Here is a 12,734-nt window from a genome sequence, read left to right on the forward strand (position 1 = left end):
CAAATTAACATTTTAGCTTATATTAATATAATATCTAAAATTTATTTAATGTTTTTTTAAATTTACACTATAAATTTTAAACTCAAAGCGCCCTAGCTATCAAATCTATCGGGTTTTCAAATTTAACATTTGAGCCGTGAATATGAAGCGAATTTGAAATTTGCATCTTGCACGCACTACACTCCGCACTTACAAATTTCACGTTAAGCTCATCTATCATGCCTACTTTTTTAAGACCTGCGGCACGACTTAAGTGGTATTTTTCAGCCTGCATAGTAACTCCGCCAAATCCGCAACACTCATTTGGATCACTCATTTCTACTATATCGTAATTTTGCGCCAAAAGTTTACGGGGCTCTTTATAAACTCCTTGCATTTTTCTTGCATGGCAAGGATCGTGGTAGGTTATACTCTCAAGCTTCTTGCCCTTGCTTGCTAAAATTTCAGCCAAATTTGTCCGGTTTTCAAGATATTCGGTGGCAAGGAAAATTTTCTCGCTTATTTTTTTTGCACGTTCTCTCCACTCGTGGTTATCGTGAAAAAAGTGCTCATAGTCGATCTTAACCATCGCCGAACAGGTCGCTTCCGGTATGATTATCGCATCAAGCTTATCAGATAAGCTCTCAAAATACTCGATATTTCTTTTTGCAAGCACCTCAACCGTATTAAAATCACCTGTAAAATATGCAGGCGCACCGCAACAGGCTTGTTGCTTCATTAAATTTACATTTAGCTTTAGCTCTCGCGCTATCTTTAACAAACTCTCGCCGATACTTGTATAAGCATAATTCCCCATGCAACCGATAAAAATTCCTATTGTTTTTTCTCCGCCGTTATCTATAAATTCAGGATGCGAGTTTAAAAAGCTCTTATTTGAAGCGGTAGGCAAAAGTCTCTCTTTTTTTACCATAGGAAGGCTAAAGCGTGGCGTCATGGTGTTTTCTTTGATCTTAAACGCACAGCTTTGAAACACATAGCCAAGCCTAGCGCAAACATCCATGATAAAGCGATGTCTAAGTAACCAAAAAAACATCTTTTTATACCAAGCTATGCCAAATTTCTGCGCTAAATTTCTGCGCACGTTTTCTATGGCGGTATCTACCCTAAGCGAATTTGGGCAGACATCAACGCAATTTGTACACAAAAAACAGCTTTCAAAGATATTTTTAGCGTTTCTATCAAGCTCCAGCTCGCCTCTTTCATAAGCCCCAAGCAGATCCAAAAATCCGCGCGGAGATGTAACCTCATCACTATTTATGTTGTGTATCGTGCATACTTGGATACACTTGCCGCACTTTACGCACTTATCTGCAATTTCACTAAACTTATACATCATACGGTCTTTGAAAAACGTCTTAAATTTTCAGGAATTTGCTTTAAATAAGCATCAAAGCACATCGCTATATTGCGAATTATGAGCGTTCCTGTTTCATTTACACTGATTTTTTCAGGCGTTACGGTTACGAATTCGTTTAAATTTTCAAGCTCTTTTAAATCATCCTTAAAATACTCAAAAAATTTCACGCCGAATTCAGCTTCAATCGCCTTTATATCAAGCGCAAAGTTGCTCATCAAGCTCATTATCACAGCCTTTCTAATCAAGTCATCTTCGCTTAGATAAATTCCTTTCATATAAGGCAAAACTCCTCTATCAATCGCCGCTTCATACTCAGGCATATCTTTGAAATTTTGCGCATAGTGGCGCTTGCACTCGCCGATACTTGTTAGTCCGATGCCTATAAGATCGGCTCCGCCCTTAGTTGTATATCCTTGGAAATTTCTATGCAAAGTTCCGTTAGCAAGTGCGGTAAATAGCTCATCATCAGGCTTTGCAAAGTGATCCATACCTATCATTTTATAGCCGTTTTTGATAAAAAATTCAGCCGTATATTTTAAAATTTCAAGCTTGGTTTTAGGGCTTGGCAGAGTCGCTTCATCAAATTTACGCATCGTCTTTTTAAGCCAAGGCACGTGAGCGTAGTTAAACACCGCAAGACGATCAGGATCAAGAGTTAGCGTCATATCAAGCGTGCGCTTAAAGCTATCTAAAGTCTGAAGCGGCAGACCGTAAATAAGATCCATGTTTATGGATTTTATGCCCATCGCGCGCGCCATTTCAATGGCTTTTTTAGTAACTTCATAAGGCTGAATTCGGTGAATTTCTTTTTGAACCCTATCGTCAAAATCCTGCACGCCGTAACTAATGCGATTAAATCCATGTCCTACGAGCACGTCAAGCTGAGCTTGAGATAAAAACCTAGGATCTATCTCACAGCTTATCTCAGCCTCTTTTGAGTAATTTTTAAATTTCGACTTTATCGCTCGGATGATCCTATCAAGCTGCTTGTCGTCAAAAAACGTAGGCGTTCCGCCGCCAAAGTGCATCTGCAAAACTTCGGCACCGGTATCAAGGTAGCGAGATAAAATTTCAAGCTCTTTTTGGATATAGTCGATATATCTTTCCTTTTTATCCTCTTTGCTCGTATAAACTACGTTACAACCGCAAAAATAACAGGCCGAACGGCAAAAAGGCAGATGCAGATATAGCGAAAGCAGGCGAGTTTTATCGCGATTTTTAAGCTCTCTTATATAATCATCATAAGTGAATTTATCGCTAAATTCGGGTGCAGTCGGATAACTCGTGTATCTTGGTCCAGGTCGTGAATACTTCACATATGCGTCAAAATCTACCATTAGGCTCTGTTCCTTTTCTCCATCAAATCCTCCATATCCACAAACAAATTCGGATGCTCTTTTTTGATATTTTTTACTAAATTTTCCAAATTTACATCTAGGCTTCTCTTGCCGTTTTCTTTGACTGCGATCTTGCGAATTTCATCCATTACGACAACCCAAACGTCGCTAAAATCAACGGGCACGTTTTGCCAAATCGTCTTTTCAAGTTTAAGCTCAAAATTCTCTTTTTGCAGCTTGCGGTGGCTCTCGATTAGCTCGGTTAGGGATTTTACCGAAACCATGGTGTGTAAATTTTGATTTTCGTCTATGCCAAACCACGGCTCAACCCCATTCCAAGTGCCGCTTTTTAGGCTCAGGCTCATTTGATTAGGATTGCTTGTAGGGATTATCTCAAATACCGTCTTTTCGCTCTCGTCTATGCCAAGCTCGCTGCTTATCTCATCGATTTTTTTATAAGTATCTTTTAATTTTTCATCTTTGTTGTTCATATTATTTCCTGTTCTTATTAAGCCAGACCATTATGCCTTTTTGTGCGTGAAGGCGATTTTCCGCCTCGGCAAAAATTTCATCTGCATGCGCTTCAAAGACCGCTTCGCTCACCTCATATCCTCGGTAAGCAGGCAAGCAGTGAAGAAAAATCGCGCCGTTTTTGGCTAGCTTCATCAAATTTTCATCCACGCAAAATCCCTCAAAGTCTTTTATGCGTCTATCCTTTTCGTCCTCTTGACCCATCGATACCCAAGTATCGGTCGTAACGACATCTGCGCCGCTAACGGCTTCTTTGATATCTTCGGTCAGATAAATTTTAGCTCCTGAAAGTTTAGCGTTTTGAATGGCTTTTTCTAAAATTTGTGCATCAGGTTCGTAGCCTTTTGGCGTGGCTATCCTAAGCTCAAACCCAAGCTTGCTTGCAAGCATAAGCCATGAATGAGTTATATTGTTGCCATCACCCACGTAAGCGACTTTTTCGCCGCTTGAAAACTCAAGCATAGTTAGATAATCAGCCATAAGCTGCACGGGATGAAATTTATCACTAAGTCCGTTTATAACGGGAACTTTGCTAAATTTTGCAAACTCTTCAAGCGTTTCGTGCTTATTTACTCTAAGCATCGCCATATCACTCATCGAGCTAATAACTCTCGCCGTATCTTTTATCGGCTCGCCGCGACCTATCTGAAGGTCGTTTGCGCTTAAAAACATTCCCTTGCCGCCAAGCTGATGCATGCCTACTTCAAAGCTGACTCGCGTTCTGGTCGAGCTTTTTTCAAATATCATGGCTAGAATTTGATCTTTTAGATAGGGTTTATAAATTTTAGCCTTGGCTTCGCTTTTTATCTCGCGAGCCAAATTTATCATCTGCAAAATTTCATCTTTGCTAAAATCATCAAGCGTTAAAAAATGTCTCATTCATCATCCCTTTCGCACTTAAATTTATCAAATTTCAAATGCCGCCGATCTTAAATTCATCTTTTAAAAATTTCGCCTTAAAATTTCAGCCGCCTCTTTTGCATGATAGCTGATGATAAGGCTTGCGCCCGCTCTTTTAAACCCTAGCAAAGTCTCCATCATTACGCGCTCATAGTCGATAACTCCTGCCTTAGCGCCCGCTTTTAGCAAAGCATATTCGCCGCTTACGTTATAAACGCAAACGGGAAGCAAAGTAGCGTTTTTGATCTCACGAATCACGTCAAGATAGGCAAGTGCCGGCTTAACCATGAGTATATCAGCACCTTGAGCCTCGTCTTCAAGGCTTTCGTTTATCGCTTCAAGGCGATTTGCAGGATCCATTTGATAGCTTCTTCTATCGCCAAAGCTCGGTGCGCTCTCGGCTACATCGCGAAACGGTCCATAGTAAGCCGAAGCAAATTTGGTCGAATACGCCATAATCGGCAAATTTTCAAATCCCTCTTCATCAAGTGCGCCGCGAAGAGTAGTGATGATACCGTCCATCATACCGCTTGGAGCTATCATATCGGCACCGTTTTTAGCATGTATTATCGCTTGTTTGGCTGAAATTTCAAGCGTTGCGTCGTTATCTACCGTCTCATGAACGTGATCTAAAATTCCGCAATGTCCGTGATCCGTGTATTCGCAAAAGCAAAGATCGGTTACCACGACAAGATGCGGAAATTTATCCTTTATAGCTCTTAAAGCCGTAGCTATGATACCGTCGTTGCTTAATGCGTCGCTTCCTATGCTATCTTTTACGCTCGGAATCCCAAATAAAATAATTGATTTTATCCCTAAATTTACAACTTCTGCGCACTCTTTTAAAATTTCATCCAAACTCATCTGAAAAACGCCCGGCATAGAAGCTATCTCTTTTTTTATGCCGCTACCAGGCACCACAAAAAGCGGATAGATAAAATCACTTACATTTAGCCTGCTTTCTCTTACCATATCGCGCATTGCAGGGGCTAGTCTTAGTCTTCTGAAGCGTTTAAACATAATTTTCCTTTTCTTTGATACAATATCGTTTTATAAGTGTAACATATTAGGAGTTAAATTTCGATGAATATAGAATTATCCGAAGCCGCAAATCTTCCTTCGCGTTTTGGAATGTTTCAAATCAAAACATTTAAAGAGGGTGAAAAAGAGCATTTGGCGATATTTAAAACGCCTTTTAAAGATATTGTAGATGTGAGAATTCATTCAGAGTGCCTAACCGGAGATGCGATAGGAAGCCTTAAATGTGACTGTAGAGATCAGCTTGAAGCAAGCCTTAAGCATATAGAAGAGTACGGCGGTATGGTTATATACTTGCGCCAAGAGGGACGAAATATAGGGCTTTTAAATAAAGTAAACGCTTATCATCTGCAAGATTTGGGCTTTGACACGATAGAGGCAAACCACCAGCTTGGATTTAAAGCCGATGAGCGTACTTATGAGATGGTTGATTTTATCCTTAAGCACTTTGGTATAAGCAAGATAAATTTACTTACGAACAACCCTGAAAAGCTAGCCGGTCTTACGAGTGTTCAGATCGTTGAAAGGCTGCCTATCGTCATTCACGCTAATAAATTTAACGAAGGCTATTTGAGAGTTAAAAAAGAGCAAATGGGGCATATGCTGGATGAGTAAATTTGAAATTCCGTCAAATTTCAACGAACAAATAGATGAATTTGAGCGAATTTTATATAAATTTAATAAAATCCACAGCCTAACAAATTATAAAAACATCAAAGAGATCGTAGCAGACAGCATAAAACCGCTTGAATTTATGAAATTTTATCCGCGCGTCGCTATTGATGTGGGAAGCGGTGCAGGATTTCCAGCGATATTTTTAGCTCTTATTTTAAAAGATTGCGCTTGGACACTCTTTGAGCCAAATTTAAAAAAGGCTTCGTTTTTAAGCTATGCAAAAATCGCTCTTGACATCTCAAATTTAAGCGTTAAAAGCGAGAAAATAGAAGCTTCACAGCCCTTTATAGCAGAGCTCATCACTTCGCGCGCATTAATGAAGACAAAGGAGCTTATAAATTTATGCGAAGGTTTTTACGATAAAAACACTCAATTTTTGCTATACAAAGGAAGTAGCGTAGAGAGCGAGCTTGATGGCGTTAAAGCCAAAATTTATAACGACAAAAATAGAAATTACGTATGCATAGGTGAAAAATGGTAACAAAAATTTTAGCTCTAGCGGTCGTTTTGCTGCTGGTTTATATAGTATTTTTTAAAAATAGAAAAAAAGACGCAAGCGATACCAAAGAGATAGAAAATTTCGTAGAATGCAAGGAATGCGGCACCTTCGTAGAGGTAAAAGAGGCTGTTTTAAGTAGCGGAAAATATATCTGCAAAGATTGCATAAAAGGCTAATTAGCAATGAAAATCATAGGGCACGAACTGATAAAATTTGAGCCGTTTTTTGAGTGCTTAAAAGAGCAAGACATCGGCTCTAATCGCGAGAATTTATTTGCCTATAACAAGCTCATGATAAAGCACGCACAAAAAATGGGGGCGAATTTTAGTTTAAAAACAGATGATATAGTGCAGACCATCCTTGCCAATGCGGCCGGGGCTAAATTTATCATCGTGCCGTGCGAACTTGCAAGCAAAGCCGCTAAAATAGCGCAAAACTATCTCTTTGACGCACAAATCGCAGTCATCATCAAAGATGAGCGCGAGATAGAAGCTTTAAGCGAAGTAGGCGTGGACGCGGTGATATTTGAGAAGGGAATTTACAATGGAGATATTTAAAACTACATTTTTAATGGTTGCACTAATGCTGCTTTTTGTCTTCGTAGGCGGCATGATAGGCGGGCAGCAGGGCATGCTCATAGCCTTTGTCGTGGCTGTCGGAATGAATTTTTTTAGCTATTTTTTCTCAGACAAGCTTGTGCTTAAGCGCTATAGAGCGGTAGAGGTTCACGAAAACGACGCTCAGGGGCTATTTGAGATAGTTCGCAAATTAACCGCAAAGGCAAATTTACCGATGCCAAAGGTCTATATCATACCAGAGCAGGTTCCAAATGCATTTGCCACTGGCAGAAATCCCAAAAACGCTGCCGTTGCGGTAACTGAGGGGCTTTTAAATTTACTTGATAAAAACGAGATAGAAGGAGTTTTAGCTCATGAGCTCTGTCACGTTCGCCACTACGACATCCTAACAGGCTCGATCGCCGCAACGATAGCGGGCGCGATTGCCATACTTGCAAATTTTGCCAAATTTGGGGCAATAAGCGGAAACAACAGATCAAATAACGCAAACGGAATTTTGATGATAGTAGCGGCAGTTGTAATGCCAATAGCCGCAAGCGTCATACAAATGGCGATCTCAAGAGAGCGTGAATACAAAGCAGACAAAGGCGCCGCTTTGCTTACCGAAAATCCGCAGTGGTTGGCAAGTGCGCTAAGAAAGCTTGAAAACTATTCCAAAAACTACATGATGAGAGATGCCGCGCCTCAAAGCGCACATATGTTTATAGTAAATCCATTTGGAAGTATAAAAAACACTCTCGGTTCGCTATTTCGCACACATCCAAGCACGGCTGATCGCATAGCAAGACTTGAAGAGATTGAAAGAAATTTGCGCTAGATTTTTAAAAAAGTAATCAAATTTGGGCTAGAACAAGCCCAAATTTAAAATTTATTGCGCTCGCAATCTTCCTTGCTTACTTTGAATTGATAGAAGAAATTTCCGTTTTCAAGAGTGTAGCGATACTCCATCACGACACCTAAATTTAGCATCGCTCTAGCATCTTCAGCCGCACAAACCGTTCTCATAACGCCTTCGTGTCTGATTTTCTTCTCTTGCTCTATAGCTTGCCAACTAAATTTGCTAAATTCGGCCTTTGACGTATCAAAAACCTGATAGCTGTAAACAAGCTTATTTCCAAAGGCTTGGATATTTTTAAAAGTGATAGAATCGCTTAGTTTTTTCGGTAAATTCGGCGATATCTCAACCTCTATACTCTTTGCGATTTGCTCAGGCGAGTGATCGCTCTCGGTAGGTGTCTCGCTTGGCGGCATAGCCATAACCAAAACCCCGCAAATTGACGCAACTAAAATCTTTTTAATCATATTTTCCCTTTATTTTTGAAATTAATCTTTGTATTTTAGCCTTAAAATTTAAAAAATACGATTAATTAAGCCAAGCTTGATCATATTTTTCATTAAACAAATCGCCTATTGATACTCGGCGAAAGCTTTACTAAGATTTCATACTCTATCGTATCAAAAAATTTCGCCCAAATTCGCGCGTCTTTTATCACGCAAACTCGCTCTCCGCCGTTTTGAGCAGAAAAGTTATCCATAGACATCTTGCCTAAAATTCGCTCGCCGCTTGCTAAATTTAGCTCTCCCACTCCGTCGTATCGTAAAAGCCCATCGCCATAGCCAAGGTCGTAAGTTGCGATTTGCATATCCTCTTTGGCACAAAATTTGCCGCCGTATCCAACTCCCTGCCCAGCTTTTAGTACACGAGAGCTAATCTTATCGGCATAAAGGCTTAAAACTCGCTCAAGCTTTAAACTATCATCAAACTGAGCGTAGCCGTATTGAGCGATGCCTACTCTTACGAGTTCATCATCAAGCTTGCTAAATCTCTCAAGTCCTGCAGAGTTATGCGAATGAAAAGTTAAATTTTCCTTACTTTCGCCGCTAAATTTCATGATAAGCTCTTTTGCGGTTTTGAAATTTTCTCTTTGCACGAAATAATCGCTACTCACCTCATCCGCCGAGCGAAAATGCGTATAAGCTCCGCATACTCTAAGTCCTCTTTGGCAAGCCGTTTTACAGGCGAGCTCTATCTCATCTATGGCGATACCGTTTCTGTGCATGAGCGTATCGATAGCAAAATGAACTCTTGTGCCGTGTTTTAAGATATTTAAATTTGAAACATCATTTACGGCATAGATGAATTTTTCGCTCTCTTTTCCAGTAGGAAGGTGCGAAAGGATAAGGATTTGTTTAAAATACTTCTCTATCTGTCTTGCTTCCGTTTCGTTTTTGACGGCTGCAAATTTCACACCGAATTTTGCAGCTTCACAAGCTATTAAATCCACTCCATGCCCGTAAGCATTGTCTTTAAGCACCAGTATGACACGCTCTTTTCCGCCCGCTTTGGTGCAAATTTTAGAAAGGTTATTAAGATATGCGGCGCGATTTAATAAAATTTCAGACATTAAATTTCACGCCGTAAGCTTCATATGCGTCTGGCAAAAGCTTTCGCACACCGTAATCATAAGCGTAAAATTTCGCATAAATCGCCTTTAAATTGCCATTTTCGCACTTGCTAAAATCAAACACGTCAGTGCCTTCTATCTTTGGCACCTGTTTATCAAGCTCGGCGAAAAACTCGCTGCGAGCCTTTAAGATCGCCTCTATCTTAGACTTTACAATTTCACTTTTTTCTTGCATTTCACCTCTCCGTTATGATCTTTGCTTTGCCGTTTTCAAGCCTTACATAAAGCTCCTTTTTGCCGCTAAATTTATGCGACGGAGCTTTATAATCCTCATGAAAAATAACTCTATAAATTTTTAAATTTTCCACATTCGGATAGGGAGTAACGGCGAAATTTGAGAATTTTATCTCTTTTTGTTCGTTTTTGGCAAAAATTCTCTTTTTAAATTTCACAAATTCGCTAAAATTCATCCCGTCAAACCGCACAAAATCCTTGGAATAAAATTTCAAATACCTATCTATATCATTACTCTTCCAAGAGCTCTTCCAGCTAAACACAAGCGCCATTATTTGGGCTATATCGTCATCATTTGCAAGTGTATCATGCTTCTCGTCTATAAGCACTAAACCATTATCTTCTATAACTTTGCCGAATTTCAAAAGTCTATCGTTATCCATCGCCACACAGCCTCTTGTCCTAATCTCATTATCGCGTCTGCCGTCCATAGGAAAGCCGTGTATCCAGATACCGCTGCCTGTTTTTTTAGAAATTTTATCAAGCAAATTCGGATACGAAAGTTCAAATGCAAGCGGTCCGTAGTATCGATCCGGCGGGGTAAAACGACTAGTAATATCATATACGCCCACAGGAGTTTTTAAATCACCCTCTTTTTTCTTATCGCCCTTTTTGCCGGTGATTACGTTTTGAGTAAATTTTTCGTTTAAAACGCCGTCTTCATAAAAAAACGTTCGCATATCCTTCGTGTGTTTATTTACCGTGATTATCGTAGTTTTAGCTTCGTAATAACCAAATTTCAAATCCTTGCCGACAAATTTATCCTTCCAGTAACCGATATCTTTCAAATTTTCCGTGCTAGCAAAAGCAAAGACGGCAAGCGTGCAATATATAAATAATTTTTTCAAACAAAACCCTATGCGGTGATAATAAAAAGCCCAATTATAGCACAGCGAGTTTAAATTTTAAAAAATATATTTTCTGATATAATTTACATTTGTTAATAAAATTTTAAAAGGGTAAATGATGAAAAAAATGGCGTTATTCTGTGCTTTGATCTTGAATTTTTGCATAGCAAATGCAGCCGATATCGAAGTTTCAAACGCTTTTGCAAAAGCCACTCCTCCGCATGTAAAAAATAGCGCGGCTTTTATGGATATTAAAAACAATACGGACAAAAACATAAAACTGATCGCGGCAAGCTCAAACATCTCCAAAACTGCCGAACTTCACACTCATAAGCACGCAGAAGGCATGATGCAGATGATTCAGGTAGATGATATAGAAATTCCTGCCAAAAGCGAGGTAAGCCTCAAGCCCGGCGGACTTCACGTGATGTTTATGAATATATTTTCGCCAGTAAAAGACGGTGACAAGATAGACATAACGCTTGAATTTGACAACGGCTCAAAAGTTAAGCTTAAAGATGTGATTGCCAAACCGGTTATGAAAAAAGAAAATATGAGTAAGCACTAAGATGAATAAAAAAATTATAGCCGCACTCATTTTTGCCGTAGCCTTTGTGGCGGGTGGATTTTATCTGTTTAGCGAGAAATCACAAAATCAAGAGAGCGAATTTGCCGAAGTTGATACGAATTTAACTCCGCTTGAATGCGACATGAACTCAAATTTTTCATGCCCTGTCAAATTTAAAGGCAAAACGATAAATTTCAGCCTCTCGCCAAGACCTGTTTATTTGATGCAGCCCGTGTCCATGTGGATAGAGGGGCTTAATGAGCTAAATTTCAAAGAACCAAGCCTGGAAATTCACGGCGTAAATATGGAAATGGGCGTGATAAAAGCCAAACTCGAAAAAAGAGAAAACGAATACAAGGCGGATGTCGTGCTAAGCGCATGCATAATAAGCCTGATGAGATACCGCTTTGAAGTGTTTGACGAGGGTAAAAAAACAGGGCTTTACATAGACTTTGACTTAAAGCAATAAGGAGCTAAGATGAAGCTTTTTTCTTCGATCGTCGTGTTTATAATGATCATCTCCGCAGGGGTATTTTTGGGCATCAAATACGCAAACGGAGGAGTTTACAACTTCAGTGCCAAGAGCGTTAACGGCGATGTAACTCTAAAAAGCTTTGACGGTAAATATAAAATCATCTACTTTGGCTTTGGCTCCTGTCCCGATGTCTGCCCTGCTACGCTTGGGCTTGTTGGCAGCGTACTTGGCGAGATTAAAAGAGATGATATCGTGGTGCTTTTTATCACGCTTGATCCTGGGCGCGATACACCACAGACGATGGATGAATACGCCAAATACTTCTATCCAAACTCATACGGACTTGTCGTGGATAATCTAAAAAAAGTAACTCAAACTTACGGAGCTAAATATAAAAAGATAAGACTTGAAAAATCGGCTATGGATTACTCGGTAGCTCATAGCTCGTCGATATATCTGCTTGATAAAAAAGGTAAGCTCGTAAACGAAGTTTCAAATTTAACTATAGAAAACATAAGAGATAGCATTAAAGAGCTGGTAAAAAACTAATAATCCTCATCATGCATTTCATCTGATATAACGTATATAATACCTACTAAAAGTAGAGCAAGAAGTGCGGCTAAAATAATCTGAAGCATTTAATCCCTTAAATATAATCGGCTAATTATATCACAATTATTTTTCCTAAAAATAAGTTATAAAATTTGGCATATTTATTTAATGAATGATAAAGATTTTATTTATTAAGCAACTAATCTTATATAATTCATAGAAACCTAGAAAGCTTTTAAGAGATACCGGCAAAATGAGCGTAGATGATATCATCAAAAAAACACTTTGGTAAAGATATAAAAAACAGCGAATTTTGGCTTGAGTGTATCAATAGTGCACTTGGTTATGCTGAGGAGTTTAAGATGCTAGATAAAAGCAAAATTTAAAAATTAATATTTTATCTGCAACTTGATGAAATTTTGAAAACATTTGAACGGCTCTTATTTGAGGATATCAAAGTGATTGATGTGTAGTAGTTTTTTAATTTTATAAAAAAAGAAATTATCAATTAATATATACCTCTAATTAAAATTTTTTGACATTCGGAGTAGTAGTGCAAAATATATTTGGTAAATTTAAGCTTATTTCTGAAGTATAAATTCATATCAAATGCTATTTTATTAGTTATAAATTAAAAAGCGATAACTATTTTTAATACTATTATTTTCATAATTTTT

Annotated in this window: 18 protein-coding genes; 9 read left to right on the forward strand and 9 right to left on the reverse strand. The window is 38.8% G+C overall.

The genetic code is table 11. The features are described 5' to 3' along the window. Positions 1-82: 82 nt before the first annotated feature. The 5 genes from CORI_RS07695 to hemB all read right to left on the reverse strand — a co-directional run bounded on the left by CORI_RS07695 (position 83) and on the right by hemB (position 5,145). A complete protein-coding gene (locus CORI_RS07695) occupies positions 83-1,333 on the reverse strand; it encodes a (Fe-S)-binding protein (RefSeq protein WP_173031482.1) in 1,251 nt (416 codons plus the stop codon). Continuing rightward, positions 1,333-2,694 (reverse strand): oxygen-independent coproporphyrinogen III oxidase, encoded by a 1,362-nt coding sequence (gene hemN, locus CORI_RS07700; RefSeq protein ID WP_173031483.1) that lies wholly within the window; start codon positions 2,692-2,694, stop codon positions 1,333-1,335. Before hemN ends, CORI_RS07695 begins: the two co-directional genes overlap by 1 nt. Beyond that, positions 2,694-3,185, reverse strand: a complete 492-nt coding sequence (locus CORI_RS07705) for a DUF2603 domain-containing protein (protein WP_173031484.1) — start codon at positions 3,183-3,185, stop codon at positions 2,694-2,696. The genes hemN and CORI_RS07705 overlap by 1 nt, the downstream gene beginning before the upstream one ends. A 1-nt stretch (position 3,186) precedes the next feature. Next, positions 3,187-4,104, reverse strand: coding sequence for an ornithine carbamoyltransferase (gene argF / locus CORI_RS07710; protein WP_173031485.1), 918 nt, complete (start codon positions 4,102-4,104; stop codon positions 3,187-3,189). A 63-nt stretch (positions 4,105-4,167) separates the two neighbouring features. Next, positions 4,168-5,145 carry a porphobilinogen synthase gene (gene hemB / locus CORI_RS07715; RefSeq protein WP_173031486.1) on the reverse strand — a complete coding sequence of 326 codons (978 nt, stop codon included), beginning with the start codon at positions 5,143-5,145 and terminating at the stop codon, positions 4,168-4,170. A gap of 63 nt (positions 5,146-5,208) precedes the next feature. On the opposite strand from hemB, the gene ribA reads away from it, so the two are divergent. The 5 genes from ribA to htpX are packed head-to-tail and all read left to right on the forward strand — an operon-like array spanning position 5,209 to position 7,732. Continuing rightward, positions 5,209-5,778 (forward strand): GTP cyclohydrolase II, encoded by a 570-nt coding sequence (gene ribA, locus CORI_RS07720; protein ID WP_173031487.1) that lies wholly within the window; start codon positions 5,209-5,211, stop codon positions 5,776-5,778. Then, complete coding sequence (gene rsmG / locus CORI_RS07725; protein ID WP_173031488.1) at positions 5,771-6,319, forward strand: 16S rRNA (guanine(527)-N(7))-methyltransferase RsmG; 549 nt, start codon at positions 5,771-5,773, stop codon at positions 6,317-6,319. Before ribA ends, rsmG begins: the two co-directional genes overlap by 8 nt. Continuing rightward, the gene (locus tag CORI_RS07730) at positions 6,313-6,513 is read left to right on the forward strand and encodes a PP0621 family protein (RefSeq protein ID WP_172201387.1); all 201 of its coding nucleotides are present in this window, start codon (positions 6,313-6,315) and stop codon (positions 6,511-6,513) included. Before rsmG ends, CORI_RS07730 begins: the two co-directional genes overlap by 7 nt. A gap of 6 nt (positions 6,514-6,519) precedes the next feature. Then, positions 6,520-6,894, forward strand: a complete 375-nt coding sequence (locus CORI_RS07735; protein ID WP_173031489.1) for a hypothetical protein — start codon at positions 6,520-6,522, stop codon at positions 6,892-6,894. Beyond that, a complete protein-coding gene (htpX, locus tag CORI_RS07740) occupies positions 6,881-7,732 on the forward strand; it encodes a zinc metalloprotease HtpX (RefSeq protein ID WP_173031490.1) in 852 nt (283 codons plus the stop codon). The genes CORI_RS07735 and htpX overlap by 14 nt, the downstream gene beginning before the upstream one ends. 44 nt (positions 7,733-7,776) lie before the next feature. Here htpX and CORI_RS07745 read toward each other — a convergent pair whose 3' ends face one another. The 4 genes from CORI_RS07745 to CORI_RS07760 all read right to left on the reverse strand — a co-directional run bounded on the left by CORI_RS07745 (position 7,777) and on the right by CORI_RS07760 (position 10,462). Continuing rightward, positions 7,777-8,217, reverse strand: coding sequence for a hypothetical protein (locus tag CORI_RS07745; protein WP_173031491.1), 441 nt, complete (start codon positions 8,215-8,217; stop codon positions 7,777-7,779). 92 nt (positions 8,218-8,309) lie between these two features. Next, positions 8,310-9,320, reverse strand: coding sequence for an alanine racemase (locus tag CORI_RS07750; protein ID WP_173031492.1), 1,011 nt, complete (start codon positions 9,318-9,320; stop codon positions 8,310-8,312). Further along, positions 9,313-9,555 (reverse strand): CmeU family protein, encoded by a 243-nt coding sequence (cmeU, locus tag CORI_RS07755; RefSeq protein ID WP_173031493.1) that lies wholly within the window; start codon positions 9,553-9,555, stop codon positions 9,313-9,315. The genes CORI_RS07750 and cmeU overlap by 8 nt, the downstream gene beginning before the upstream one ends. Before the next feature lies 1 nt (position 9,556). Beyond that, positions 9,557-10,462: a L,D-transpeptidase family protein gene (locus tag CORI_RS07760; RefSeq protein ID WP_173031494.1), complete on the reverse strand. Its 906-nt coding sequence runs from the start codon at positions 10,460-10,462 to the stop codon at positions 9,557-9,559. Positions 10,463-10,580: 118 nt separating this feature from the next. Between CORI_RS07760 and CORI_RS07765 the strand changes: the two genes are divergently transcribed. The 4 genes from CORI_RS07765 to CORI_RS10815 all read left to right on the forward strand — a co-directional run bounded on the left by CORI_RS07765 (position 10,581) and on the right by CORI_RS10815 (position 12,443). Beyond that, a complete protein-coding gene (locus tag CORI_RS07765) occupies positions 10,581-11,030 on the forward strand; it encodes a copper chaperone PCu(A)C (protein WP_173031495.1) in 450 nt (149 codons plus the stop codon). Position 11,031: 1 nt separating this feature from the next. Further along, positions 11,032-11,499, forward strand: a complete 468-nt coding sequence (locus CORI_RS07770) for a hypothetical protein (protein ID WP_173031496.1) — start codon at positions 11,032-11,034, stop codon at positions 11,497-11,499. Between the two features lie 9 nt (positions 11,500-11,508). After that, positions 11,509-12,054, forward strand: coding sequence for an SCO family protein (locus CORI_RS07775; protein ID WP_173031497.1), 546 nt, complete (start codon positions 11,509-11,511; stop codon positions 12,052-12,054). Between the two features lie 266 nt (positions 12,055-12,320). Then, positions 12,321-12,443: a hypothetical protein gene (locus CORI_RS10815; RefSeq protein WP_301952200.1), complete on the forward strand. Its 123-nt coding sequence runs from the start codon at positions 12,321-12,323 to the stop codon at positions 12,441-12,443. The last annotated feature ends 291 nt before the right edge of the window (positions 12,444-12,734 follow it).

It is taken from the genome of Campylobacter sp. CCUG 57310 (genome assembly GCF_013201975.1).
Lineage (GTDB): Bacteria > Campylobacterota > Campylobacteria > Campylobacterales > Campylobacteraceae > Campylobacter_A > Campylobacter_A canis.

Bases quoted from the DNA above. Each gene is read 5' to 3' on its own strand.
- CORI_RS07695 (WP_173031482.1), bottom strand. From the start codon at position 1,333: ATGTATAAGTTTAGTGAAATTGCAGATAAGTGCGTAAAGTGCGGCAAG.
- hemN (WP_173031483.1), bottom strand. From the start codon at position 2,694: ATGGTAGATTTTGACGCATATGTGAAGTATTCACGACCTGGACCAAGA.
- CORI_RS07705 (WP_173031484.1), bottom strand. From the start codon at position 3,185: ATGAACAACAAAGATGAAAAATTAAAAGATACTTATAAAAAAATCGAT.
- argF (WP_173031485.1), bottom strand. From the start codon at position 4,104: ATGAGACATTTTTTAACGCTTGATGATTTTAGCAAAGATGAAATTTTG.
- hemB (WP_173031486.1), bottom strand. From the start codon at position 5,145: ATGTTTAAACGCTTCAGAAGACTAAGACTAGCCCCTGCAATGCGCGAT.
- ribA (WP_173031487.1), top strand. From the start codon at position 5,209: ATGAATATAGAATTATCCGAAGCCGCAAATCTTCCTTCGCGTTTTGGA.
- rsmG (WP_173031488.1), top strand. From the start codon at position 5,771: ATGAGTAAATTTGAAATTCCGTCAAATTTCAACGAACAAATAGATGAA.
- CORI_RS07730 (WP_172201387.1), top strand. From the start codon at position 6,313: ATGGTAACAAAAATTTTAGCTCTAGCGGTCGTTTTGCTGCTGGTTTAT.
- CORI_RS07735 (WP_173031489.1), top strand. From the start codon at position 6,520: ATGAAAATCATAGGGCACGAACTGATAAAATTTGAGCCGTTTTTTGAG.
- htpX (WP_173031490.1), top strand. From the start codon at position 6,881: ATGGAGATATTTAAAACTACATTTTTAATGGTTGCACTAATGCTGCTT.
- CORI_RS07745 (WP_173031491.1), bottom strand. From the start codon at position 8,217: ATGATTAAAAAGATTTTAGTTGCGTCAATTTGCGGGGTTTTGGTTATG.
- CORI_RS07750 (WP_173031492.1), bottom strand. From the start codon at position 9,320: ATGTCTGAAATTTTATTAAATCGCGCCGCATATCTTAATAACCTTTCT.
- cmeU (WP_173031493.1), bottom strand. From the start codon at position 9,555: ATGCAAGAAAAAAGTGAAATTGTAAAGTCTAAGATAGAGGCGATCTTA.
- CORI_RS07765 (WP_173031495.1), top strand. From the start codon at position 10,581: ATGAAAAAAATGGCGTTATTCTGTGCTTTGATCTTGAATTTTTGCATA.
- CORI_RS07770 (WP_173031496.1), top strand. From the start codon at position 11,032: ATGAATAAAAAAATTATAGCCGCACTCATTTTTGCCGTAGCCTTTGTG.
- CORI_RS07775 (WP_173031497.1), top strand. From the start codon at position 11,509: ATGAAGCTTTTTTCTTCGATCGTCGTGTTTATAATGATCATCTCCGCA.
- CORI_RS10815 (WP_301952200.1), top strand. From the start codon at position 12,321: ATGATATCATCAAAAAAACACTTTGGTAAAGATATAAAAAACAGCGAA.